This is a genomic window from Klenkia marina (assembly GCF_900101025.1).
GTDB lineage: Bacteria > Actinomycetota > Actinomycetes > Mycobacteriales > Geodermatophilaceae > Klenkia > Klenkia marina.
Genome location: NZ_FMUH01000004.1, coordinates 293213 through 315982, shown reverse-complemented (window position 1 = coordinate 315982; position 22770 = coordinate 293213). Strand labels below are relative to the sequence as shown.

Genomic DNA, 22770 nt, shown 5'->3' with positions numbered 1-22770 from the left:
CGACGGATAACGTGGCGCGGTGCAGTTCCGTCGTGACCCCGAACCCACCGCCGACACCCCGCTCCGCCCCGGCCGGCGCCGCGACCCGGCCGTCGACGAGGCCGTGAAGGGCGTCGTCCTCGAGCTGCTGGCCGAGCGCGGGTGGGACGGCGTGTCCATGGACGCCGTCGCGGCCCGGGCCCGGGTGGGCAAGGCCAGCATCTACCGGCGCTGGTCCTCCCGGGTGCAGATGGTCGCCGAGACGATCGGCGAGCTGAACTCCGGTGAGGTGACCGTGCCCGACACCGGGTCGCTGCGCGGGGACCTGGTCGAGGTCGTCGGCGCGATGGTGGCCACGCTGCGCGGTCCGCTGGGCGACGCCTCGCGTGCGGTCATCGGGGTCCTCGCGCACGAGCCGGACCTGGCCACCGCCTTCCGCGAGGGCTCGCTGGGCGTCTGGCGCGACGCGTTCGTCGCCGTCCTGGGCGCGGCCGTCGCCCGCGGCGAGGTCGATCCGGCCCGGCTGGGCACCGCCGCGTCCGAGGCCGGGCCGGCCGTGGTGATGCAGCGCTGGCTGCTGCTGGGCCGGCCCCTGGACGACGAGCTGACGCGCTCGGTCGTCGACGACGTCATGCTCCCGCTGCTGACCCCCCGCTGATCCCGCGGGCGTGGGCGGCGGCCACCACGAGGTCCACGACCAGGTCGTGGTCGAAGGCGGTGGAGTCCACGACCAGGTGGTAGAGCCGGGCCTCGGCCGGGTCGCAGCGGTGGTAGTGCCGCACGTAGGCGGCCCGGGCCCGGTCGGCGGCCTGCAGCTCGCGCCGGACCTCGTCCTCCGGGCGGCCCAGGTGGGCGACCGCGGCGGCCAGCCGCCGTTCGGGCGGGCCGTCCAGCCGCACGTGCAGGGCGTCGGGCCGGTCGCGCAGCACGATGGCGGCCGCGCGGCCGAGGACCACCCCGCCCGTGCTGTCGGCCAGCTCGGTCAGCACGTGCTCGGTGTGCACCCGGAACGTGCGCTCGTCGGGCACGCCCGCGCCCGGCAGCACCCCGCCGACCGGGTCCGGCATCGTGCCCAGGGACGCCACGACCCGCCACAGGCCGCGCACGACGCTCTCGTCGTTGGCCTCGGCCTCCTCGACCGGCACCCCCATGCGCAGGGCCACCTGGGCCGGGATGGCCCGGTCGTGGAACGGCAGCCCCAGCCGGGCGGCCACCGCGGGCGCGATGTCGGCGCCCCCGCAGCCGAACGTCGCCGACACCGTGACGATCCCCATCAGGCCCCACCCTCCCGGTCCAGCTCCAACGACTTCCCGAGGAACACCGCACCGGGGGCGTCGGCGTAGACGCCGTACCCGGCCACCGGTGTGTACCCGGCGCGGGCGTACAGCGCCAGGGCCTCCGGCTGACGGTCCCCCGTGTTGAGCACGACGCGCCGGTGCCCGGCCGTGCGCGCCGACTGCTCCAGGGCGGCCAGCACCCGGTCGGCGACACCGCGACGTCGGGCCGCGGGCGCGACGTACATGCGCTTGACCTCCACGGTCCCGGCGTCGTGCACCCGCCACGCGCCGCAGCCGACGGCCCGCCCGTCGAGCTCGGCGAGCAGCAGCAGGCCCCGGGGCGGCAGCACCTCCCCCGGGTCGACCTCCATCGCGTCGCGGCCGCCGTAGCGCACGACGTACTCCTGCTGCACGGCCTCCACCAGCAGCTGCACCTGCGGGTCGTCGTAGCCGGCCGGCCGCAGCACCAGCGCGCCCTCAGAAGTGCACATGGCCTGCGCTCTCCCCCAGCCCCTCGGCGACGTCGGCCGCGGCGACGCCATCCACCATGACCCCGGGGACGCCGTCCTCGACGACGCCGATGCGGGTGAAGCCGGCCGGCAGGTCGGCGGCGGCCGGGAAGGTCGCCAGGATCGCGTGGTCCTCGCCGCCGGTGAGCACCCAGGCCAGCGGGTCCCCGCCCAGGGCCGCGGCCACCTGGGCCAGTGGCCCGGCGGGGTCGACGAAGGAGGCCAGCGTGCCGCGGTCCAGGTGCAGCACCGCGCCGGAGGCCGCGGCGATGTGCCCGGCGTCGGCCAGCAGACCGTCGCTGACGTCGCACATGGCGGTGGCGCCCGCGTCCGCCGCGGCCGGACCCGCCGCGTAGGGCGGGGCCGGCCGGCGGTGCGCGGCCACGGCGGCGGCCGGGGAGGTGAAGCCGCGACGGAGCACGGCCCACCCGCACGCCGACCAGCCCAGCCGGCCGGCGACCGCGACGACGTCCCCGGGCCGGGCGCCGTCCCGGGTGACCGGGGTGCGGCCCTGCAGGTCGCCGAGCACCGTCACCGACAGCACGACCGCCGAGCTGTCGGGCGCGCTGGCCACGGTGTCCCCGCCGACGACGGCGGCCCCGTGCGGCGCACACTCCGCCGCCATGCCCACGGCGACGCCCTCGAGCCAGGCGAGCGGGGTGTCCGCAGGGCACGCCAGACCCACCAGCAGGGCGGTCGGGACGGCGCCCATGGCGGCGACGTCGGCGAGGTTGGCCGCCGCGGCCTTGTGCCCGACGTCCTCGGCGGAGGACCAGTCCCGTCGGAAGTGCCGGCCCTCGACCAGCACGTCGGTGCTGGCCACCACGCGGGCGTCGGGCGCCCGGACGACCGCGGCGTCGTCGCCGGGACCAACCAGCGCGGCCGCGGCCGTGCCCGCCCGGGCCAGCACGCGGTCGACGACGCCGAACTCCCCCACCGCCGCCACCGTGTCGCCGTCGTCGGGGGGCGTCCCGGGACGGGGGCGAGTCACCGCCCGCCCCCGTGCGCTGGGGTACGTTGCCGTCCTGTCCGTGCTCCGGCGGCTCGACCGCCGTGCCCGATGGCGGCACCGCCGCCCTGCCCGAAGAAGGTTCTCCCGTGGTCCACGCCTACATCCTGATCCAGACCGAAGTCGGCAAGGCCGCCGCGGTCGCCCAGACCATCAGCGGGATCGCCGGCGTCACCAAGGCCGAGGACGTCACCGGCCCCTACGACGTCATCGTGCGGGCCGAGGCCGGCTCGGTCGACGAGCTCGGCCGCCTCGTGGTGGCCCGGGTGCAGTCGGTCGACGGCATCACCCGCACCCTCACCTGCCCGGTCGTCAACCTCTGAGGTCGAGTGCCCTGAGCGACGAGCAGGACCCGGCCGACGACGGTCCGGGCACGACGCAGACCGACGACGCCGCGCCCCGTGCGGCGGGTGACCCCACCCGCCGCGCGGCGCTGGTGGCGACGGCGGTCGCGGTCCCCGTGGTGGTCGCACTGCTGGTGCTGATCCGCGTCCTCGGGCCCGACGGCTCCGACGCCGGCGACGGCGCGGCCGCCGTCACCGGGGCGACCCCGGCCCAGCGCGACGAGAGCCCGGTCGAGGTGGCGACCCCGCCGATCACGGCCGAGGCCGACGCCGCCTGCCCCGCCCTGATGAGCCAGCTCCCGCTGGACCTCGTCGGTGATCCGTCCCGCCGGGTGGCCTCGGACTCGCCGTACGCCTACGCCTGGGGCGACCCGGCGACGACGCTGGTCTGCGGCATCGACCAGCCGGTGGTCCCCCCGGACGGTCTGCTGGTCACCGTCACCGATCTGACCTGGTGGGTCGACACGTCCGACCCCACGGTCAACGTGTGGCGCACCGTGGGTCGGCAGGCCGCCGTCGAGCTGCGCATCCCGGCGAGCACGGACGGTGCCGCCGCAGCCGTGCTGGGTCCGCTGATCGTCGGCGCCATCCCGGCTGCGTGAGCACGCGCTGCCCGTGCGGCACGGGGCTGCCCCTCGACGAGTGCTGCGGGCGGTACCTCAGCGGGGCCGCCTCCACCGCGCCCACGGCCGAGGCGCTCATGCGGTCGCGGTACACCGCCTTCGTGCTGGGGGACGTCGACCACCTGCTGGCCACCTGGCACCCGGACACCCGCCCGCCGGCCCTCGAGCTGGACGGCGACGTGCGCTGGCTGGGCCTCGACGTGCTCGACGTCGTGGCCGGTGGGCTGCTGGCCGCCGAGGGCGAGGTCGAGTTCCGGGCCTCCTACGTCGTCGACGGCGTGCGCGGCGCGCAGCACGAGCGCAGCCGCTTCACCAGGGTCGGCGGCCGCTGGCACTACCTCGACGGCGTCGCCGCCGGCTGAGCCGGTCAGCCGCGGGGCAGTCGGGCGAGCTGGGCGTCGACGAGCTCGACGACCTGCTGGTGCGCGGTGTCGGTGGAGTCGGCGACCACCGCGACCGACACGGTGAAGGGTCCGTGGGCGCACCAGGCGAAGGCGGCCGGGCCCTGCAGCCCGGTGTCGGCGTCGGGGTCCTCGACGGCGAGGGTGGCGCAGCCGGGCGGCAGGTCGTCGGGGTCGCGGTCGGGGTTGCCGCCGTAGAACCCGGTGTCGTTGCGGGCGAGGTCGGCGGCGTAGGAGGCCGCCCCGGTCGGGCCCTCGAACTGGTCGAGGAACACCGACGTCAGCTGCTGTTCCCGGCCCCAGAACCGCTCCCAGCCCCAGCGGTAGCCGTAGTCGTCGAGCACCTGCGCCTCACGGTCGGCGTCCTCGGCGTAGCCGGCGACGTCCTCGAGGGTCTTGGCCCCGGCCGGTGGGTCGAGCTCCTCGTCGGGCAGCCGGGGCAGGCCCGAGGGCACGTCGGTGACCACGGCCGCGCCCAGGCCCTCGACGTCGGTGGGCAGGTCGGCCACCGACGCGGTGGCGGCGGGGCTGGCCGCGCCCTCGACCGACGAGGCGCACCCGGTCAGCACCAGGATCAGAACGGGGGCCAGCGCGGGGGCCAGCGCGACCGTCCTCCGGGCGGAGCGGCGGATCACCCCCGGGTCAGGGCGCCGGCGACCAGCCGGTCCACCAGCTCCGGGTAGGGCACGCCGCTGGCCGCCCACATGCGCGGGAACATCGAGATCGGCGTGAAGCCGGGCATGGTGTTCACCTCGTTGACCACCAGCCGGTCGGCGCCGGTGGCGGGGTCGGTGCCCAGGAAGAAGTCCACCCGCGCCAGGCCCCGGCAGTCCAGGGCCAGGTAGGCCCGGCGCGAGACCTCCTGCACCGCGGCGGTCTGCTCGGGGGTGAGGTCGGCGGGGACGTCGAAGTCGACGGCGTCGTCGAGGTACTTGGCGTCGAAGTCGTACCAGTCGACCCCGGCCTTGAGCTTGATCTCGGCGGGCAGGCTGGTGTCGGGCAGCCCGCCGTCCACCGCGGCCAGCACGCCGCACTCGACCTCGCGCCCGGCGACGGCGGCCTCGACCACGACCTTGGTGTCGACGGCGGCGGCGGTGGCCACGGCGGCGTCGAAGTCGGCCCAGTCGGCGACCTTGGTGATGCCGATGCTCGACCCGGCTCGGGAGGGCTTGACGAACACCGGGAGGCCCAGGCGGTCCCGCTGCTCCTGCGTGAGGGCGGCCGGGTCGGTGGTGAGGGCCCCGGCGGCGTCGCGCAGCACGACGTGGTCGCCCTGCTCGATGCCGGCGGCGGTGAGCAGCTTCTTGGTGAACTCCTTGTCCATGCTCGCCGCGGAGGCGAACACCCCGGAGCCCACGTAGGGCAGGCCGCTCATCTCCAGCAGGCCCTGGACCGTGCCGTCCTCGCCGTAGGCGCCGTGCAGCACCGGGAGGACGACGTCGACGCCGATCACGGGCGCGTCGTCCCCCAGCCGCAGCAGCCCGCGACCGGCGGGGTCACCGACGAGGGCGACCGACGCCCCCCCGGTGACCTCGGGCAGCCGACCGCCCTCGATGGTCAGCCCGGCGCCGTCGTGCAGCACCCAGCCGCCCTCGCGGGTGATGCCGACGGGGACGACCTCGTAGCGCTCGGGGTCCATCGCGGCCATGACGCTGCCGGCGGAGACGCAGGAGATCGCGTGCTCGGCGCTGCGCCCCCCGAAGAGGACGGCGACCCTGGTCCTGCGTGTCCCGTTCATCGTCCGCGACCCTACTGGCCGGGGTCAGGTCACCGCGTCGAGCGCGGCGCCGAGGTCGGCCACGAGGTCGTCGGTGTCCTCGATCCCGCAGGAGAACCGCACGAACCCGGCCGGGACTGCGTCCCCACCCCACTGCGCGCGGCGGTCGACGCTCGAGTGCACCCCGCCGAAGCTGGTCGCGGCCAGCCACAGCCGGCTGTGCCGCACCAGGGCGTGGACGGCGGCCTCGTCGGCCAGGGTCGCCGAGACGACGCCGTTCATGCGCCGCATCTGCCGCGCCGCGATCGCGTACGACGGGTCGCCCACCCGGCCGGGCCAGCGCACGCCGGTGGCGGCGGGGTGGTCGGCCAGCAGCTCGGCGACGGCGGCCGCGGTCTGCGCCTGGCGGGCCAGCCGCAGGTCGAGGGTGGACAGCGAGCGGTGCGCGAGCCAGGCGTCGAAGGCGCCGGGGCCGTTGCCCGTGCGGTCGCGCCAGCCCTTGAGCCGGGTGTACAGCTCGCGCCCGCGCTCGGTGCGGGCGGTGGAGACGTGCCCCATGAGCAGGTCGCTGTGCCCGGTGAGCGCCTTGGTGTCGGCGGCCAGGGTCAGGTCGGCACCCAGCTCGAGCGGGCGCTGGCCCAGCGGGGTGGCCGTGGTGTTGTCGACGGCCAGGACCGCGCCCGCGGCCCGCGTGGCGGCGGCGACGGCGGCGATGTCGCAGACGTCGAGCTCGGGGTTGGACGGCGTCTCCAGCAGGACGAAGGCCGCGCCCTCGAGGTCACCGCGGGCGGCGACGTCGGCGATCTCCAGCGTGGGCACCTGCTCGACCACGACGCCGAAGCGGGAGAGGTCGGCGGCCCCCAGGGCGCGGGTCTGGTAGTAGCCGTCGCTGGGGATGACGACGCGGTCGCCGGCCCCGACGACCGACAGGACCGCGGCGCTGATGGCCGCCATGCCGGTGGCGAAGACCAGGCAGTCGCCGCGGTCGAGGTCGCCGATGGCCCGTTCCAGCACCCGCAGGGTGGGGTGCCCGGGGCGGGCGTAGAAGTCGGCCGCCAGCGGGTCCTCGCCCAGGTGGTACGGCGCGGCGAACACGGGGCTGGGGCGCAGCGGGGTGCCCGGGACGACCGGTTCGTCGCCGCCGCGCACCACCTGCGTGGCGTCGGACCAGGCCATCGGGTCGTTCACTCGCTCTTCGCCTCCCGGCTCATGATCTCCCGGACCATCTGGGCCGGGGACTCGCCCTCGTGGCACACCCGGACGACGGCCTCGGTGATGGGCACGTCGACGCCGTGGGCGCGGGCCAGGTCGAGCACCGACCGGCACGACTTCACGCCCTCGGCGGTCTGCTTGGTGGCCGCGACCGTCTCCTCGATGCTCATGCCGCGCCCGAGGTGCTCGCCGAAGGTGCGGTTGCGCGACAGCGGCGAGGAGCAGGTGGCCACGAGGTCGCCCAGCCCGGCCAGACCGGCGAAGGTGAGGGGGTCGGCGCCCAGTGCCTGCCCGAGCCGGGCGGTCTCGGCCAGGCCGCGGGTGATGAGCGAGGCCCGGGTGTTGTCGCCGAAGCCGAGGCCCTCGGCGACGCCGGCGGCCAGCGCGATGACGTTCTTGACCGCGCCGCCGAGCTCGCAGCCGACGACGTCGGGGTTGGTGTAGGGCCGGAAGTAGCGGGTGTGGCAGGCCGCCTGCAGGGCCTCGAGCCGGTCGGGGTCGGTGCAGGCGACGACGGTGGCCGCCGGCTGCTGCTCGGCGATCTCGCGGGCGAGGTTGGGCCCGCTGAGCACGGCGACGCGGTCGGGTGAGGCACCGGTGACCTCGCAGACCACCTCGCTCATCCGCCGCGTGCTGCCCAGCTCGATGCCCTTCATCAGCGACAGCAGGGTGGCCTGCGCGGGGATGTGCGCGGCCCAGTCGGCGAGGTTCTGGCGCAGCGACTGCGAGGGGATGCTGAGCACGACCAGGTCGGCACCGGCCAGCGCCTGGGCGGGGTCGGCGGTGGCGGTGATGCGGTCGGGCAGCGCGACGCCGGGCAGGTAGTCGGCGTTCTCGCGGTCGGCGGTGATGGCCTCGGCCAGCTCGGGACGGCGGGCGTACAGCGAGACCTCGGAGCCGGCGTCGGCGAGCACCTTGGCGAACGTCGTCCCCCAGCTGCCGGCGCTGAGCACGGCCGCCCGCACGACGGTGCGGGTCACGCGGCGCCCGCCGCGCCGGGCAGGTCGCCGGCGGTGCGTCCCGGGCGTGGGTGGACGGCCAGCGGTGGCGTCTGCCCGCGCACCTCGCCGAGCTGGGTGCGCACCTGGCCCATGAGCCGGTCGGTGGTCTCGCGCAGCAGGTCCGCCGAGATCGGGGCACCGGCGCGGACGCGGGCGCGCAGGTCGTCGAGCTCCACGGGCTCGCCGACGAGGTAGTCGGCGCGGGTGCGCAGCCGCAGGTGCAGCTTCTTCTCGTGGTAGTCGTGCACCCGCTGCGGGCCCCACTGGGCGAGCGGGACCACGACGGCGTCGGTGGTGAGGGCCAGCCGGGCGGCGCCGCTGCGGGGTTCCATCGGCCACCAGGCGGGGTCGCGGGTCACCGAGCCCTCGGGGTAGATGATCACGACCTCCCCGGCGGCGAGGGCGTCCTCGGCGGCGCCCATCGACGACTGGGCGGCCGACGTGCCGCGGTGGACCGGGATCTGGCCGGCGGCACGCAGGATGGTGCCGGCCAGGCCCTGGAAGACGGCGGCCTTGGCCAGGAAGCGCGGGACGCGGCCGGCGTCGTAGACCAGCATCGCGCAGGCCAGCGGGTCGAGCACCGAGACGTGGTTGGCGACCAGCAGGACGCCGCCGGAGGCGGGGATGCGCTCGGCGTGCCGGAGGTGGAGGTCGTACAGCAGGCCGGTCACGGGCCAGACGACGGCCAGGCACATGCGCAGCGACCAGTCCAGGGAGGGGCGCGGCCGCCACCGCCGCCGGGGCCAGGACGTGCCCGGGGCACAGTCGACGTCGACGCTCACCCGGCCAGTCTGCCCCGTCGCACCACGCCCCCGGCGGAACGGGGTCGGTCAGCTACCCCCAGGGGTGTTGACTCCGGGAGACGGTGCGGCCAGGTTGTCCCGGTGGCCGTCTGGACCGAGCTCAGCCCCCGCACCCCCACCTGGTCGCCGAGCGGCCGGCGACGAGCCGCCGTCACCGCCGTCGTGGTGGCCCCGGCGGCGCTCTACGCCGGGTCCGCGGTGCTGCCGTGGGTGAGCGGGTCCGGGTCGGTCGGCGACGTCGGCCTGGTCGAGTTCCTGTCCCCGGTGCTGGCGCTGCTCGGCGCGCTGGCCGGGTTCGTGGCCAGCTCGTTCGCGCTGCTGTCCTACGCGCAGCGCCGGGACACGGTGTCCCGGGCCGCGGTGCTCACCTACGCCGCCGTGGCCGTGCTGTCGCTGGCCGTGGTGGTCTGGTTCCTCACCCCGGCCGGTGCGGAGCTGAACACCGTCCTGTTCGGCTGACCAGGGATCCAGCACCGGACGACGGCCGGCGGCGTCGAGTCGGCCAGCCGGGCCGTGGGCGGCCGCGTCGCCCCGCGGGCTGTGGGAACGTGGCAGGTGTGCAGCGCTGGTCCGTCGTCGTCCCCGCGAAGGGCCTGACCGGCGCGAAGACCCGCCTCGGCACCCCCGGTCCCCGCCACGAGGACCTCGTGCTCGCCCTGCTCGGTGACACCCTCGAGGCCGTCGCGGCCTGCCCGGCGGTCGCCGACCTCTGGGTGGTCACCGACGATCCGCGTGCCGCCGCCGTGGCCACCGGGATCGGGGCGGGCGTGGTCGGTGGCGCCCCGGCCGGCCTGAACGCCGCACTCGCGCAGGGCGCTGCCGCCGTCCGTGCTGCCGCGGTCCGTGCTGCCGCAGCGGTGGACCCCGCCGCTGCCGTCGGCGCCGCCGTCCGCACCGTGCACGGCGCACGGACCGACGTCCGCATCGCCGCGCTGCACTCGGACCTGCCGGCGCTGCGCCCGGCCGAGCTGGCCGAGGCCCTCGGCCGTGCGGGCGCCGTCCCCCGGTCGTTCGTCGCCGACGCCGAGGGCACCGGGACCGTGCTCCTGGCCGTCACCGCCGGCGAGCTGGCGCCGTCCTTCGGACCGGGGTCCGCGGCGGCGCACGCGGCGTCCGGGGCGGTGCCGCTGGTGGGCGACTGGCCGGGTCTGCGGCGCGACGTCGACACCCCCGCCCACCTCGCGCAAGCCCTCGACCTGGGCTGCGGCCCCCGCACCACGGGTCGTGCACCGCGCGCCTGTGCGTGATCACCAGCTGTTCACCTGGGTAGGCGAGAATGCCGGGGTGTCCGACACCTCGACAGAGACCGCCCTCGCCACCGGCCAGCACCCCGACCGGTTCCTCAACCGCGAACTCTCGTGGTTGGACTTCAACGCCCGCGTGCTGGAGCTGGCCGAGGACGCCGAGGCGCCGCTGCTCGAGCGCGTGAAGTTCCTGTCGATCTTCGCCAGCAACCTCGACGAGTTCTTCATGGTGCGCATCGCGGGTCTCAAGCGCCGGCAGAACACGGGCCTCACCGTGCGCTCCCCCGACGGCCTCACGATCCGCGAGCAGCTGACCCGCATCGCCGCCCGCACGCAGGAGCTCGTCGCCCGGCACGCGGGGGTGTTCGTCGACGACGTGCTGCCGCGGCTGGCCGAGAACGGCATCCGCATCGTGCACTGGGGCGAGGTGGGCGACGGCGAGTCGATGCGGTTGCGTGAGTACTTCCGCGACCAGGTCTTCCCGGTGCTGACCCCGCTGGCCGTCGACCCGGCGCACCCGTTCCCCTACATCTCGGGCCTGTCGCTGAACCTCGCGGTGAGCGTGCGCGACCCCGAGAGCGGCTCGCCGCGCTTCGCCCGCGTCAAGGTGCCCGACAACGTGCCGCGGTTCGTCCCCGTGCACACCGAGGACGACGACTCGGTCTTCCTGCCGCTCGAGGACCTCATCTCCGCCCACATCGGGCAGCTGTTCCCCGGGCTCGACGTCATCGACCAGCACCTGTTCCGGGTCACCCGCAACGCCGACGTCGAGGTGGAGGAGGACCGCGACGAGGACCTCCTGCAGGCCCTCGAGCGCGAGCTGCAGCGCCGCCGGTTCGGCCCCGCCGTCCGGCTGGAGGTCACCGACTCGATGGACCCGCAGATCCTCGACGTGCTCATGCACGAGCTCGAGGTCTCCCCCGTCGACGTGCTGCACGTGCCCGGCCTGCTCGACCTGGCCTCGCTCATGGCCCTGTACGGCCTGGACCGGCCCGAGCTCAAGGACGAGCCGTTCGTCCCCGGCACGCACCCGCGGCTGACCGACGGCGAGGCCCCCAAGAGCTTCTTCGCCACCCTGCGCGAGGGTGACGTGCTGGTGCACCACCCCTACGACTCGTTCGCCACCAGCGTGCAGCGGTTCATCGAGCAGGCCGCCGCCGACCCGCACGTGCTGGCGATCAAGCAGACGCTCTACCGCACCTCGGGTGACTCCCCCATCGTGCAGGCGCTCATCGAGGCCGCCGAGGCCGGCAAGCAGGTCGTCGTGCTGGTCGAGATCAAGGCCCGGTTCGACGAGGAGGCCAACATCAGCTGGGCCAAGACGCTCGAGCGTGCGGGCTGCCACGTCGTCTACGGCCTGGTGGGCCTCAAGACCCACTGCAAGACCGCGCTCGTGGTGCGGCGGGAGAACGGCGTCCTGCGGCGGTACTGCCACATCGGCACCGGCAACTACAACCCGAAGACCGCCCGCATCTACGAGGACCTCGGCATCCTCACCGCCGACCCGCGGGTGGGGGCCGACCTCACCGACCTGTTCAACACCCTCACCGGCTACTCGCGGCAGACCACCTACCGCTCGCTGCTCGTGGCCCCGCACGGCATCCGCGCCGGCCTGCTGGAGAAGATCCGCCGCGAGGCCCGGCACGCCGCCGAGGGCCGCCCGTCCGGCATCCGGATCAAGGTGAACTCGCTGGTCGACGAGCAGCTGATCGACGCCCTCTACGAGGCCTCGGCCGCCGGGGTGCCCGTCGAGCTGTGGATCCGCGGCATCTGCGCGCTGCGGCCGCAGGTCCCCGGGCTGAGCGAGAACATCAAGGTGCGCTCGATCGTCGGCCGTTTCCTGGAGCACTCGCGGGTGTGCAACTTCCTCAACGACGGCTCGCCCGAGTGGTGGCTGGGCAGCGCCGACCTCATGCACCGCAACCTCGACCGCCGCGTCGAGGTGCTGCTGCGGATCAGCGACCAGCACGCCCAGGACCAGCTGCAGCGCATGTTCGACGGCGCGATGGCCGACGACGTCCGCAGCTTCCAGCTCGGTGCCGACGGCGCGTGGACGCAGACCGGCCAGCACGACTTCCAGGCGCGGGTCATGGCCGGTGAGCTCGCTGGCTGAGCGGGTGCAGCCGGCCGCCGGCGGGGCGGTCTGGCGCCGGGGCGAGAGCGGGGTGCTCGAGACCGCCGTCGTGCACCGGCCCAAGTACGACGACTGGTCGCTGCCCAAGGGCAAGCTGGACGCCGGTGAGCACGCCCTGCAGGCCGCCGTCCGCGAGGTCGGCGAGGAGACCGGGCTGGACGTCGCCGTCGGACGGCGCAGCGTGCAGACCCGCTACACCCACCGGCACGGCCCCAAGCGGGTCGACTACTGGACGATGCAGCACGTCGGGGGCGACTTCGTGGCCAACGACGAGGTCGACGAGCTGCGCTGGCTGCCGGTGCCCGAGGCGTCGGCGCTGGTCACCCACCCGCACGACGCGGCGGTGCTGGCCGACCTGGCGCGCACCGACGTGCCCCGCACCCCCACCCTGGTGCTCGTGCGGCACGCCAGCGCCGGCGAGCGCTCCGACTTCGACGGCCCCGACGACCTCCGCCCCCTCGACGGCCGCGGGCGCACCCAGGCCCGCCGGCTGGCCCAGGTGCTCACCGCCTTCGCCCCCACCGAGGTGCTGGCGGCTCCCCCGCTGCGCTGCCGCCGGACCGTGGCTCCGCTGGCGGAGCAGCTCGGCCTGCCCGTGGCCGAGGTGCCCGAGCTGGGCGAGGACGGCTTCGGCGACGACCCGCAGGCCGGCATCGACCTGGTCGAGGGCTGGTTGGAGCCGCGACCGAGCCCGGGGGTCACCCTGGTGTGCAGCCAGGGCGGGGCGATCCCGTCGGTGCTGATGGCGCTGGGGGTCCGCTACCCGGGGACCGCGGGCACGCTGTGGCCGCCGTCGGCGAAGGGCAGCGTGTGGGTGCTGGGCGGGCGCCCCGGCGCACTGCTGGCCGACTACTACCGCGAGTTCCCCGCCGACCCCGACATCTGACCTGCGGGGACGCCCCGGGACCGACGAGGCCGCCGCCCCCGGGTGGGGACGGCGGCCGCGGTGGGTCGGGCCTCAGGCCAGGGTGCGGGGCTTCCAGCTGGGCCTCGCTGCCTCGAAGGCGTCGATGTCGGCCAGGTGCCGCTCGGTGAGGCCGATGTCGTCGAGCCCCTCGAGCAGGCGCCACCGGGTGTAGTCGTCGATCTCGAAGGCCACCGCCCGGTCGGCCCAGCGGACCTCCCGCGCCACCAGGTCGACGGTCACCGGCAGCGCCGGGTCGGTCTCGCAGGCGTCCTGCAGCGCCTCGACGTCGGAGGGCGGCAGCACCACGGTGAGCAGCCCGGACTTGGTCGAGTTGTTGCGGAAGATGTCGGCGAAGCGGGCGCTGATGACCACCCGGAAGCCGCCGTCCAGCAGCGCCCAGTTGGCGTGCTCCCGGGAGGAACCGGTGCCGAAGTCCGGCCCGGCGACCAGGATCGAGGCACCCGCGTACTGCGGCTGGTTGAGCACGAAGTCGGGCTCGTTGGTGCGCCAGGCGACGAACAGGCCGTCCTCGAACCCGGTGCGGGTGATCCGCTTGAGGTACTCGGCCGGGATGATCTGGTCGGTGTCGACGTTGCTGCGCCGCAGCGGGGCGGCGGTGCCGGTGTGGGTGGTGAAGGCGTCCATGCTCAGGCTCCTGCGGGGACGAGGTCGGCCGGGGCGGTGAGCTTCCCGGTGATGGCGGTGGCCGCGGCGACGGCGGGCGAGACCAGGTGGGTGCGGCCGCCCTTGCCCTGCCGGCCCTGGAAGTTGCGGTTGGACGTCGAGGCCGACCGCTCACCGGGGGCGAGCTGGTCGGGGTTCATGCCCAGGCACATCGAGCACCCCGCGCCGCGCCACTCGGCGCCGGCGGCGGTGAAGACGGCGTCCAGGCCCTCCTCCTCGGCCTGCTGCTTCACGAACACCGACCCGGGGACGACGAGCATGCGGGTGTCGGCGGCGACGTGGTTGCCGCGCAGCAGCTCGGCGGCGACCCGGAGGTCCTCGATGCGGCCGTTGGTGCACGACCCCAGGAAGACGGTGTCCACGCTGATCTCGCGCAGCGGCGTGCCCGCGGTCAGGCCCATGTAGGCCAGCGCCGACTCCGCGGCGTCGCGCTCGGACTCGTCGGCGAACGAGGCCGGGTCGGGCACCGCGGCACCGATCGGCAGGCCCTGGCCGGGGTTGGTGCCCCAGGTGACGTAGGGGGTCAGCGACGCGGCGTCGATGACGACCTCGCGGTCGAAGACGGCGTCGTCGTCGGTGCGCAGCTCGCGCCAGGCGGCGACGGCGGCGTCCCACTCGGCGCCGGTCGGGGCGTGGTCGCGGCCCTGCAGGTAGGCGAACGTCGTCTCGTCGGGGGCGATCAGCCCGGCCTTGGCACCGGCCTCGATGGACATGTTGCAGATCGTCATGCGCGACTCCATCGACAGCTTCTCGATGGCGCTGCCGCGGTACTCGATGACGTGCCCCTGCCCGCCACCGGTGCCGATCTCGGCGATGACGGCCAGGATGACGTCCTTCGCGCTCACGCCCACCGGCAGCTCGCCGTCGACCCGCACCGACATCTGCTTGGCCGGGCGCTGGGTCAGCGTCTGGGTGGCCAGCACGTGCTCGACCTCGCTGGTGCCGATGCCGAAGGCCAGCGCGCCGAACGCTCCGTGCGTGGAGGTGTGGCTGTCGCCGCACACGATGGTCATGCCCGGCTGGGTGAGCCCCAGCTGCGGACCGATCACGTGCACGATGCCCTGGTCGCGCGTGCCCATGGGGGCCTGCCGGATGCCGAACTCGGCGGTGTTGCTGCGCAGCGCCTCGACCTGCGCCCGGCTGACCGGGTCGGCGATGGGGGCCAGCAGGTTCGTCGTCGGGACGTTGTGGTCCTCGGTGGACATCGTCAGGTCGGGACGGCGGACGGTGCGCCCGGCGGCCCGCAGCCCGTCGAAGGCCTGCGGGCTGGTGACCTCGTGCACCAGGTGCAGGTCGATGTAGAGAAGGTCGGGCTCGCCCTCGGTGCGCCGCACCACGTGCTGCTCGTAGACCTTCTGCGCCAGGGTCTGCCCCACGGCTGCGCCTCCTCAGGCTCGGTTGCATCTCATGGAGTGGGATGCAAGTATCAGCTCGTGGGACAGCCTAACCCCGTCGGCGTGCTGGACAAAGCGGTCTCGATCCTGCACGCCGTGGCGGGCGAGCCGGCCACCCTCGCCGAGCTCGTCGAGCGCACCGGCCTGCCCCGCGCCACCGCCCACCGGCTCGCCGTCGCGCTCGAGGGCCACCGTCTGGTGCGCCGCCTCCCCGACGGCTCCTGGGCCCCCGGCGCAGCGCTGGCCGAGCTCGGCCGCGGCGGTGCCGACCTGGCCGACCGGCTGGCCGACGCCGCCACCCGGCACCTGGTCACCCTGCGCGACGCCAGCGGCGAGAGCGCCCAGTTCTACGTGCGCGACGGCTCCACCCGCGTGTGCGTCGCCGCAGCCGAGCGCCTGACCGGCCTGCGCGACACCGTCCCGGTCGGCGCCCGGCTGCCGATGACCGCGGGGTCGGCCGCGCACGCGCTGCTCGCCTTCGCCCCCGCCGACGAGGTCACCCCGCTGCTGCCGGCGTCCTCGTTCACCGCCCGCACGCTGCTGGACGTCCGTCGGCGCGGCTGGGCGCACAGCGTCGCCGAGCGCGAACCGGGCGTGGCGTCGCTGTCGGCCCCGGTGCGCGACGCCACCGGCGGCGTCCTCGGTGCGGTGTCGGTGTCCGGCCCGGTCGAGCGCCTGGGCCGACGTCCCAGCCCCGAGGTCGTCGGCGCGGTGCTCGACGCCGCCGTCGCCATCGGCCGCGCCGTCCGCTGAGCGCCCTCCCCCGGCGCCGGACGGCCCGGGTCAGGCCGGACGGCGGGCGACGAGCAGGGCCTGCGGGCTGCCTCCCCACAGCGGGGGGAAGCGCAGCTCGACCACCGGTTCCAGCCCGGCGCCGGTGAGCACCGCGGCCATGTTCTCTGGCTGCCACCGCACGGTCGTCCACGACACCCCGTCGACCCCGTAGGCGTCGGTGCGGTGGGTCTCGCCGTCCCCCACGTGCGTGCCCCACACCAGCTGGCCGCCGGGCACCAGGGCCCGGGCGAGGGTCCCCACCACCGCAGGGACGTCGGCGCGCGGCAGGTGGAACAGCGACCACCACGCGAGCACGCCGCCCAGCGAGGCCTCGGCCGGTCGCAGATCGGTGGCCGAGGCGACCTCGAAGCGCAGCTGCGGGTGAGCCCGGCGGGCGTGCTCGACCATCCGCGGCGACAGGTCGACCCCGGAGACGTCGACGCCGAGACCGGCCAGGTGCGCCGACACCTGCCCCGGCCCGCACCCGACGTCCAGCACCGGCCCGAGGTCCCGCACCTCCTCGGCGAAGGCGCCCAACGCGGCCCGCAGCCACGGGTGCCGGCCCAGGTCGCCGGCCCGCATCCCGACGTAGGCGTCGGCCACGCGGTCGTAGGAGGTCCGCAGCGCGTCGAGCCCGGTCACGCGCCCCACCGTGCCGCCCGGCACTCAGTCCTCCGCGTCGGCCGACCGGGACGGCGGGTCCACGACGACCGGGCGCAGCCGGGCCCACAGCGCGAAGGCGGCGGCGAAGACCAGCATGCCGATGCCGGCCCACAGGTTGGCCGCCAACCCCCCGGTGCGCTCGGCCTCCTCGGCGGTGTCGTGGAACAGGCCCATGAGGACCAGGACGACGCCGTAGGCGCCGATGAGGGCGGCGATGACGTTGCGGACGTCGAAGGCCCCGGCGGTGTGCTTGTTCTGCTCGCTCACGACGGGCCTCTCAGTCGAAGATCACGTTGAGGGCGACGACCATGACCAGCGCGATGCCGGCCAGCTTCGTCGGCGACTGGTACCAGGGCAGCCGATGCGCGTCGGGGTCGGTGCGCACCTCCTTGGGCGTCTCGGAGTAGACCAGCCCGGCCAGCTCGGACACCGGCTTGGGCTGGGTCACCATCGTGACCGCCACGCTGACCACGATGTCGACCACGAACGCCGTCCCCGCGGCGACGAACGCCGCCCCCTGCCCCGGCAGGGTGAACACGCCCACCTGGTTGGCCACGAACACCACGATGGCCGAGAGGGTGCCTGCGACCAGCCCGACCCACCCGGCGGTCGGCGTCATCCGCTTCCAGAACATGCCCAGGATGAACGTGGCGAACAACGGGGCGTTGAAGAACCCGAACAGCGTCTGCAGGTAGTCCATCAGGTTGGAGAACCCGGCGGCGATCAGCGCCGTGCCGATGGCGATCACGGTGGCGCCCAGGGTGGCCCACCGGCCGACGGCGAGGTAGTAGCCGTCGGGGCGGTCCTTCTTGATGTAGGTCTGCCACAGGTCGTAGCTGAAGACGGTGTTGAACGCGGAGATGTTGGCCGCCATGCCCGCCATGAACGCAGCCAGCAGGCCGGCGATCGCCACGCCCAGCAGGCCGTTGGGCAGCACGTCGCGGATGAGCAGCAGGATCGCGTCGTTGTACTCGACGCCGGAGTCCTCCCCCGCCTTGAGCGCGACCACCTCCGACACCGCGACGCCGGCGATCATGCCCGGGATGACCACCACGAACGGGATGAACATCTTCGGGAACGACGCGATGATCGGCGTGCTGCGGGCCGCGGACATCGACTTCGTGGCCATCGCCCGCTGCACCTCGACGAAGTTCGTCGTCCAGTAGCCGAAGGACTGCACGAAGCCCAGGCCGAACACGATGCCGACCACCGACCAGATCGGTGAGGAGAACCCCGACAGCTCACTGCCCGGCCAGCTGTTGAGCTGCTCGGACCCACCCGACTCGGTGATCCGGTCGACCAGGCCGCTCCAGCCACCGACCTTGGACAGCCCGATCCAGGTCAACGGCACCAGCGCGGCGACGATGACGAAGAACTGCAGGACCTCGTTGTAGATCGCCGCCGACAGCCCACCGAGGGTGATGTAGCTGAGCACGACCGCCGCAGCGACGATCAGCGACACCCACAGCGGCCAGCCCAGCAGCACGTTGACCACGGTGGCCAGCAGGAACAGGTTGATGCCGGCGATGAGCACCTGGGCGACGGCGAAGCTGATCGCGTTGACCAGGTGCGCCCCGGTGCCGAACCGCCGGCGCATGAACTCCGGGACGCTGCGCACCTTCGACCCGTAGTAGAAGGGCATCATCACCACGCCCAGGAAGAGCATGGCCGGCACGGCGCCGATCCAGAAGTAGTGCATCGAGGGCAGCCCGTACTGGGCCCCGTTGGCCGACATGCCGATGATCTCGACCGCACCCAGGTTGGCCGACACGAACGCCAGCCCGGTCACCCAGGCCGGCAGCGACCGCCCGGACAGGAAGAAGTCGATGGAGTCGCTGACCCGACGCCGGGCCGCGAAGCCGATGGCGATGACCACCGCGAAGTACATCGCGACGAGCAGGTAGTCGACCAGGTTCGCGTCGAGGCGGAACGTGTCGTCCGCAGCGGTGAGGAGCACGTCGTGATCATGGTGGGGACGGTTGCGTTCCGCACCTCGACGGCGACGGTCAGCCGTGTGCCGGGCGCACGTCGACGAGGTGGGCCAGGCCGGCGAGCTCGAGCGGGCGGCGGACCGCGCGGTGCTCTCGAGTGCGACAAGGGCCACCTTACAGTGTAGAGAACATGTTTCCCCATTGAGTTGCGGGGCACCGAACTGCTGCGCCCGGATCGCCGGGGCCCATGCCGGGACCCCGGGGTGGTCTGCACCTCACGAGGGAGATCCATGAACGACGTCGGCCAGTCCACCCGCGATGCCCTGGGCACCGTCCTGCAGTTCGTGCCGCGCCTGCTGCTCTTCCTGGTCATCCTGGCCATCGGGTACGTCGTCGCGAAGGCCCTGGAGAAGGTCGTCGTGAAGGTCCTCGAGCGCGTGGGCTTCGAGCGCGCCGTGGAGCGCGGCGGCATCAAGCGGGTGCTCGCGAACTCGCAGTACGACGCCGCACAGATCCTCGCCCGCATCGTCTTCTACGCCGTGATGCTCTTCGTGCTGTCCACCGCGTTCGGCGTCTTCGGCCAGAACCCGATCAGCGACTACCTGTCGGCCGTCATCGGCTACCTGCCGCGCGTCTTCGTGGCCATCCTCATCCTCGTGATCGGCGCGGCCATCGCCGCCGGCGCCAAGCTGCTGGTGCAGAACGCGCTCGGCTCGCTGTCCTACGGCCGGGTCCTGGCCAACGCCGCCTCCACGGTGATCCTGGCCCTGGCCGTCATCGCGGCGCTGAACCAACTGCAGATCGCGCAGGACGTGGTCAACGCCGTCCTCTACGCCGCGCTCGCCGCGGTGGTGGGCATCGTCGTGGTGGCCGTCGGCGGTGGCGGCATCGTCCCGATGCGCGCCCGCTGGGAGAAGGTGCTGGACAAGGTCGAGTCCGAGGCCCCGGCCGCCCGCCGCGAGGTGGCGAACACCGGCGACCCGGTCGACGCCGTCCGCGACGAGGCCCAGCAGTACCGCAGCTGACCGGACCCCGACCGCGCCGGACGTCCCGGGTGGCCCAGCGCCCACCCGGGACCTCCGGCGTCCGGGGCGCGGGCGACCGCCCGAGCTCGGGTCAGGAGACCCGGTGCGCCCCGGACGAGGGGACGGCGACGAAGGTCCGGTAGCTGCCACCGACCGGCTGCACGGCAGTCGCCACGCGGTCGACCTCGTCGGCGTCGACCAGCACGACCGCGCTGCCGCCGAAGCCGCCGCCCACCATGCGGGCCCCGTGCGCGCCGTGCGCGAGGGCGGTGTCGACGACGGCGTCGAGCTCGGGCGTGGAGATCTCGAAGTCGTCGCGCAGCGAGACGTGACCCGCGGTCAGCACCGGCCCGATCGCGCGCGGGTCGCCGCCGCCGGTGAGCAGGTCGACGACCGTGAGCACCCGGCCGTTCTCCGCCACGATGTGCCGGGCCCGGCGGCGCAGCACCTCGTCGGCCAACGTCTCGACGTCCTCGGCCGTGGCGTCGCGCAGGGCGGGGACCCCCAGGGCCTCGGCGGCCGACTCGCACTCGCGGCGACGGTCGCCGTAGCCGCCGTCGGCGTGCGAGTGGGCGTGCCCGGTGTCGACGACCAGCAGCGCCGTCCCCGCCGCCGCGAGGTCCAGCGGCACCTGACGGCGCGTGCGGTCACGGGTGTCGAGGAACAGCGCGTGCCCGGGCTCGCAGAGCAGGGACGCCGACTGGTCGAGGATCCCGGTGGGTGCCCCGACGAAGTCGTTCTCGGCCCGCCGGGCGACGTCGACCAGGGCGTCGGTGGGCAGGTCCGGGCGCAGCAGGTCGCGCAGGGCCAGCGCGACCGAGCAGGTGACCGCGGCCGAGGACGACAGGCCGGCACCGGCCGGCACGTCGCCGTCGACGAACACCGAGAGACCGCCCGGCAGCTCGAACTGCTCGGCGACGCCGGCCACGTAGCCGGCCCAGCCCGCGGGGTTGCCCGCCCGCACCTCGGTCATGGGCAGCTCCACCACCGCACCGGGCTGCTGGGCCGAGGCGACGCGCAGCAGACCGTCGGTGCGCCGGGCGACCGAGGCCAGCACGCGGTGCGGCAGCGCGATGGGCAGCACGTAGCCGTCGTTGTAGTCAGTGTGCTCGCCGATCACGTTGGCCCGGCCCGGGGCCAGCCAGACGCCCTCGGGTGCGGCACCGAAGACGTCGGCGAACCCGGTCACGGGAGGACCACCGCGCGCAGCGCCTCCGCGGCCCCCTCGGGCGAGGTGTCGGACACGAAGGCACCCATGCCCGACTCCGAGCCGGCCAGGTACTTCAGCTTGCCCGGGGCCCGCCGGAAGCTGAACAGCTGCAGGTGCAGCCACCAGTCCTCGCGACCGTCGTGCACCGGGGCCTGGTTCCAGCAGGAAATGTAGTTCATCGGCTCGTCGAAGCGGTGCGCGAAGCGGCCCAGCACGTCGAGGTAGACCTCGACGAAGGCGTCGCGCTCGGGCCCGGTGAGGGCGGCGACGTCGGGCACCCGGCGGTGCGGGAACAGCTGCAGCTCGTAGGGCCAGCGCGCCGCGGCCGGCACGAACGCCGTCCAGTGCTCGTTGGCCGCGACCACCCGCGGGCCCGACCGCTCGGCGGCCAGGACGTCGGCGAAGAGGTCACCCTCGTACGCACCGACCTGGCCCAGGATCTTCTGCACCCGGGGCGCGAGGAACGGGTAGGCGTAGACCTGCCCGTGCGGGTGGGCGAGGGTCACCCCGATCTCCTCGCCGTGGTTCTCGAAGAGGAACACCTGCTCGACGCCGGGCAGCGCGGACAGCGCCGCCGTGCGGTGCGCCCAGGCGTCGACCACCAGCCGGGCCCGCGCTGCGCCCAGGTCGGCGAAGGACCGGTCGTGGTCGCTGGTGAAGACGATGACCTCGCAGCGCCCCTCACCCGGGCGCAACGCCACCAGCGGGTTGCCCTCGGCGTGCGCCGGCACGTCCCGGTCGACCTCGGTGGACAGCGACGGGAAGCGGTTCTCGAACACCGCGACCTCGTAGTCGGCCTCGGGCAGCTCGGTGGCCCGCTCGGGCGTGGAGGGGCACAGGGGGCACTGGTCGGCCGGCGGCAGGAAGGTGCGCGTCTGCCGGTGCGCGGCGATGACGACCCACTCCCCCAGCAACGGGTCCCAGCGGACCTGCGAGGCGGTCGCCACCGGGGGGAGCTCGCGCGGGTCGACCGCATCCCGCGCCGTGGGGACGCTGTCGAAGTAGACGACCTCACGCCCGTCGGCCAGGTGTCGCGTGGTGCTGATCACGATTGTGAACGTTAACAAAGTCCGATCGTGCGGCGGGCCCCGACGCGTCGTGACGTGGGGGACCCGCCGCGAACCGCTCAGATGGTCTGGACGCTGCCGCTGTCGACGCGGTAGTTGCTGCCGTTGACGAAGCTGGCGCGCTCGGAGCAGAGGAACGCGATCACCGAGGCGACCTCCTCCACCTGGCCGCGTCGGCCCAGCTCCATGCCCGGCCGCTCCTCCTCGAGGAAGGACTCGACCGCCTCGTCGAAGCTCGTGCCGTTCTCGTCGGCCCGCTTCTCCATCATCGCGTCGGTCATCGGGCTCTCGATGAAGGCCGGCGAGACGGCGTTGACCAGCACACCCTCGGAGCCGTAGGTCTTGGACAGGCCCTTGACCAGGCTCAGCACCGCGGCCTTCGCCGCGCAGTAGGGCAGCTCGTCGACGTAGGGCTGGACGGCGTCCTCGCTGGCCAGCAGGACGACGCGCCCCCACCCGGCCGAGCGCATGCCGTCGACGAAGGCGCGCACCACCCGCACGGCGGCGAAGAAGTCGACCTCCAGCGTGTCCCGCCAACCCTGCTCGTCGATCTCGTGGAACAGGCCCTGCGCGCCGGTGATGCCGGCCGCGTGCACCAGGATCGCCGGGTCGCCGATCGCCTCGGAGACCGCCGTCCGCAGGCGGGCGACGTCCTCGGCGTCGGTGAGGTCGGCGGCCACCGCGGTGACGTCGCCCCCGAGCTCGGCGGCGGCCTTCCCCAGCGCCGCGGCGTCCTGGTCGGTGATGACGACCCGCACCCCCTCGGCCAGCAGCAGGCGGGCGGTCTCCTTGCCGATGCCGGAGTCGGCCCCGGTGACGAGGGCGGTGCGGCCGGCGATGCCGAGGTCCATGCGTGCTCCTT

At 74.4% G+C, this 22770-nt stretch carries 26 protein-coding genes; 10 read left to right on the top strand and 16 right to left on the bottom strand.

The window, feature by feature from the left end:
• Nucleotides 1–19 precede the first annotated feature (19 nt).
• Nucleotides 20–637 carry a TetR/AcrR family transcriptional regulator gene (locus BLP29_RS13940; RefSeq protein ID WP_092805432.1) on the top strand — a complete coding sequence of 206 codons (618 nt, stop codon included), beginning with the start codon at nt 20–22 and terminating at the stop codon, nt 635–637.
• Here BLP29_RS13940 and BLP29_RS13935 read toward each other — a convergent pair.
• The 3 genes from BLP29_RS13935 to BLP29_RS13925 are packed head-to-tail and all read right to left on the bottom strand — an operon-like array spanning nt 609 to nt 2756.
• The gene (locus tag BLP29_RS13935) at nt 609–1253 is read right to left on the bottom strand and encodes a cytidylate kinase-like family protein (RefSeq protein ID WP_092805430.1); all 645 of its coding nucleotides are present in this window, start codon (nt 1251–1253) and stop codon (nt 609–611) included. The two genes, BLP29_RS13940 and BLP29_RS13935, sit on opposite strands and share 29 nt — an antisense overlap.
• Nucleotides 1253–1747, bottom strand: a complete 495-nt coding sequence (locus tag BLP29_RS13930) for a GNAT family N-acetyltransferase (RefSeq protein ID WP_092805428.1) — start codon at nt 1745–1747, stop codon at nt 1253–1255. Before BLP29_RS13930 ends, BLP29_RS13935 begins: the two co-directional genes overlap by 1 nt.
• Nucleotides 1734–2756: a thiamine-phosphate kinase gene (locus BLP29_RS13925; RefSeq protein ID WP_243469960.1), complete on the bottom strand. Its 1023-nt coding sequence runs from the start codon at nt 2754–2756 to the stop codon at nt 1734–1736. Before BLP29_RS13925 ends, BLP29_RS13930 begins: the two co-directional genes overlap by 14 nt.
• Before the next feature lie 107 nt (nt 2757–2863).
• Between BLP29_RS13925 and BLP29_RS13920 the strand changes: the two genes are divergently transcribed.
• From BLP29_RS13920 to BLP29_RS13910, 3 genes are all read left to right on the top strand, one after another.
• Nucleotides 2864–3097, top strand: coding sequence for an Lrp/AsnC ligand binding domain-containing protein (locus BLP29_RS13920; protein WP_091065957.1), 234 nt, complete (start codon nt 2864–2866; stop codon nt 3095–3097).
• A 140-nt stretch (nt 3098–3237) separates the two neighbouring features.
• Nucleotides 3238–3720, top strand: coding sequence for a DUF3515 family protein (locus tag BLP29_RS13915; protein WP_243469959.1), 483 nt, complete (start codon nt 3238–3240; stop codon nt 3718–3720).
• Nucleotides 3717–4103 (top strand): YchJ family protein, encoded by a 387-nt coding sequence (locus tag BLP29_RS13910; protein ID WP_092805422.1) that lies wholly within the window; start codon nt 3717–3719, stop codon nt 4101–4103. The genes BLP29_RS13915 and BLP29_RS13910 overlap by 4 nt, the downstream gene beginning before the upstream one ends.
• Before the next feature lie 5 nt (nt 4104–4108).
• Here the strand turns inward: BLP29_RS13910 and BLP29_RS13905 are convergent, their stop codons facing one another.
• Genes BLP29_RS13905 through BLP29_RS13885 form a run of 5 tightly spaced genes read right to left on the bottom strand, consistent with a single transcriptional unit; the run spans nt 4109 to nt 8854 of the window.
• Nucleotides 4109–4777 (bottom strand): DUF7373 family lipoprotein, encoded by a 669-nt coding sequence (locus BLP29_RS13905; RefSeq protein WP_092805420.1) that lies wholly within the window; start codon nt 4775–4777, stop codon nt 4109–4111.
• Entirely contained in the window at nt 4774–5880 is a 1107-nt protein-coding gene (locus BLP29_RS13900; RefSeq protein WP_092805418.1) for a D-alanine--D-alanine ligase family protein, read from the bottom strand. The genes BLP29_RS13905 and BLP29_RS13900 overlap by 4 nt, the downstream gene beginning before the upstream one ends.
• Before the next feature lie 24 nt (nt 5881–5904).
• The gene (locus tag BLP29_RS13895; protein ID WP_092805666.1) at nt 5905–7035 is read right to left on the bottom strand and encodes a cystathionine gamma-lyase; all 1131 of its coding nucleotides are present in this window, start codon (nt 7033–7035) and stop codon (nt 5905–5907) included.
• 8 nt (nt 7036–7043) lie between these two features.
• Nucleotides 7044–8051 carry an NAD(P)H-dependent glycerol-3-phosphate dehydrogenase gene (locus BLP29_RS13890; protein ID WP_207798496.1) on the bottom strand — a complete coding sequence of 336 codons (1008 nt, stop codon included), beginning with the start codon at nt 8049–8051 and terminating at the stop codon, nt 7044–7046.
• Nucleotides 8048–8854 carry a lysophospholipid acyltransferase family protein gene (locus BLP29_RS13885; RefSeq protein WP_243469958.1) on the bottom strand — a complete coding sequence of 269 codons (807 nt, stop codon included), beginning with the start codon at nt 8852–8854 and terminating at the stop codon, nt 8048–8050. The genes BLP29_RS13890 and BLP29_RS13885 overlap by 4 nt, the downstream gene beginning before the upstream one ends.
• A gap of 102 nt (nt 8855–8956) precedes the next feature.
• On the opposite strand from BLP29_RS13885, the gene BLP29_RS13880 reads away from it, so the two are divergent.
• The 4 genes from BLP29_RS13880 (at nt 8957) to BLP29_RS13865 (ending at nt 13139) form a co-directional block, all read left to right on the top strand.
• Nucleotides 8957–9334, top strand: coding sequence for a hypothetical protein (locus BLP29_RS13880; protein WP_092805416.1), 378 nt, complete (start codon nt 8957–8959; stop codon nt 9332–9334).
• 98 nt (nt 9335–9432) lie between these two features.
• A complete protein-coding gene (locus BLP29_RS21295) occupies nt 9433–10122 on the top strand; it encodes a CofC family guanylyltransferase (protein WP_092805414.1) in 690 nt (229 codons plus the stop codon).
• Nucleotides 10123–10159: 37 nt separating this feature from the next.
• Nucleotides 10160–12232, top strand: a complete 2073-nt coding sequence (locus tag BLP29_RS13870) for an RNA degradosome polyphosphate kinase (RefSeq protein WP_092805412.1) — start codon at nt 10160–10162, stop codon at nt 12230–12232.
• Nucleotides 12216–13139, top strand: coding sequence for an NUDIX hydrolase (locus tag BLP29_RS13865; RefSeq protein WP_092805410.1), 924 nt, complete (start codon nt 12216–12218; stop codon nt 13137–13139). The genes BLP29_RS13870 and BLP29_RS13865 overlap by 17 nt, the downstream gene beginning before the upstream one ends.
• 72 nt (nt 13140–13211) lie before the next feature.
• Here the strand turns inward: BLP29_RS13865 and leuD are convergent, their stop codons facing one another.
• Together leuD and leuC are read right to left on the bottom strand one after the other, a co-directional pair.
• Nucleotides 13212–13805: a 3-isopropylmalate dehydratase small subunit gene (gene leuD / locus BLP29_RS13860; protein WP_092805408.1), complete on the bottom strand. Its 594-nt coding sequence runs from the start codon at nt 13803–13805 to the stop codon at nt 13212–13214.
• Nucleotides 13806–13807: 2 nt separating this feature from the next.
• Nucleotides 13808–15220, bottom strand: a complete 1413-nt coding sequence (gene leuC / locus BLP29_RS13855; RefSeq protein WP_092805406.1) for a 3-isopropylmalate dehydratase large subunit — start codon at nt 15218–15220, stop codon at nt 13808–13810.
• 81 nt (nt 15221–15301) lie between these two features.
• On the opposite strand from leuC, the gene BLP29_RS13850 reads away from it, so the two are divergent.
• Nucleotides 15302–15991: an IclR family transcriptional regulator gene (locus BLP29_RS13850; protein WP_243469957.1), complete on the top strand. Its 690-nt coding sequence runs from the start codon at nt 15302–15304 to the stop codon at nt 15989–15991.
• A 30-nt stretch (nt 15992–16021) separates the two neighbouring features.
• Here the strand turns inward: BLP29_RS13850 and BLP29_RS13845 are convergent, their stop codons facing one another.
• From BLP29_RS13845 to BLP29_RS13835, 3 genes are read right to left on the bottom strand one after another with little or no spacing between them, the layout of a single operon-like run.
• Nucleotides 16022–16654: a class I SAM-dependent methyltransferase gene (locus BLP29_RS13845; protein ID WP_243469956.1), complete on the bottom strand. Its 633-nt coding sequence runs from the start codon at nt 16652–16654 to the stop codon at nt 16022–16024.
• A 24-nt stretch (nt 16655–16678) separates the two neighbouring features.
• Nucleotides 16679–16942 (bottom strand): hypothetical protein, encoded by a 264-nt coding sequence (locus BLP29_RS13840; protein WP_092805402.1) that lies wholly within the window; start codon nt 16940–16942, stop codon nt 16679–16681.
• 10 nt (nt 16943–16952) lie between these two features.
• Entirely contained in the window at nt 16953–18632 is a 1680-nt protein-coding gene (locus BLP29_RS13835; protein ID WP_165839385.1) for a sodium:solute symporter family protein, read from the bottom strand.
• 264 nt (nt 18633–18896) lie between these two features.
• On the opposite strand from BLP29_RS13835, the gene BLP29_RS13830 reads away from it, so the two are divergent.
• Nucleotides 18897–19631 (top strand): mechanosensitive ion channel family protein, encoded by a 735-nt coding sequence (locus BLP29_RS13830; protein WP_092805400.1) that lies wholly within the window; start codon nt 18897–18899, stop codon nt 19629–19631.
• Nucleotides 19632–19722: 91 nt separating this feature from the next.
• On the opposite strand, the gene galK is transcribed toward BLP29_RS13830, so the two are convergent.
• The 3 genes from galK to BLP29_RS13815 form a co-directional block, all read right to left on the bottom strand.
• Entirely contained in the window at nt 19723–20820 is a 1098-nt protein-coding gene (gene galK / locus BLP29_RS13825; protein WP_092805398.1) for a galactokinase, read from the bottom strand.
• Nucleotides 20817–21890 (bottom strand): galactose-1-phosphate uridylyltransferase, encoded by a 1074-nt coding sequence (gene galT, locus BLP29_RS13820; protein ID WP_092805396.1) that lies wholly within the window; start codon nt 21888–21890, stop codon nt 20817–20819. The genes galK and galT overlap by 4 nt, the downstream gene beginning before the upstream one ends.
• Nucleotides 21891–21967: 77 nt before the next feature.
• Complete coding sequence (locus tag BLP29_RS13815; RefSeq protein ID WP_092805394.1) at nt 21968–22759, bottom strand: SDR family NAD(P)-dependent oxidoreductase; 792 nt, start codon at nt 22757–22759, stop codon at nt 21968–21970.
• Nucleotides 22760–22770 lie beyond the last annotated feature (11 nt).

Coding starts and splice junctions, on each gene's coding strand:
- BLP29_RS13815 (WP_092805394.1), bottom strand. CDS start 22,759: ATGGACCTCGGCATCGCCGGCCGCACCGCCCTCGTCACCGGGGCCGAC.
- BLP29_RS13830 (WP_092805400.1), top strand. CDS start 18,897: ATGAACGACGTCGGCCAGTCCACCCGCGATGCCCTGGGCACCGTCCTG.
- leuD (WP_092805408.1), bottom strand. CDS start 13,805: ATGGACGCCTTCACCACCCACACCGGCACCGCCGCCCCGCTGCGGCGC.
- BLP29_RS13895 (WP_092805666.1), bottom strand. CDS start 7,035: ATGGCCTGGTCCGACGCCACGCAGGTGGTGCGCGGCGGCGACGAACCG.
- BLP29_RS13935 (WP_092805430.1), bottom strand. CDS start 1,253: ATGGGGATCGTCACGGTGTCGGCGACGTTCGGCTGCGGGGGCGCCGAC.
- BLP29_RS13900 (WP_092805418.1), bottom strand. CDS start 5,880: ATGAACGGGACACGCAGGACCAGGGTCGCCGTCCTCTTCGGGGGGCGC.
- BLP29_RS13930 (WP_092805428.1), bottom strand. CDS start 1,747: ATGTGCACTTCTGAGGGCGCGCTGGTGCTGCGGCCGGCCGGCTACGAC.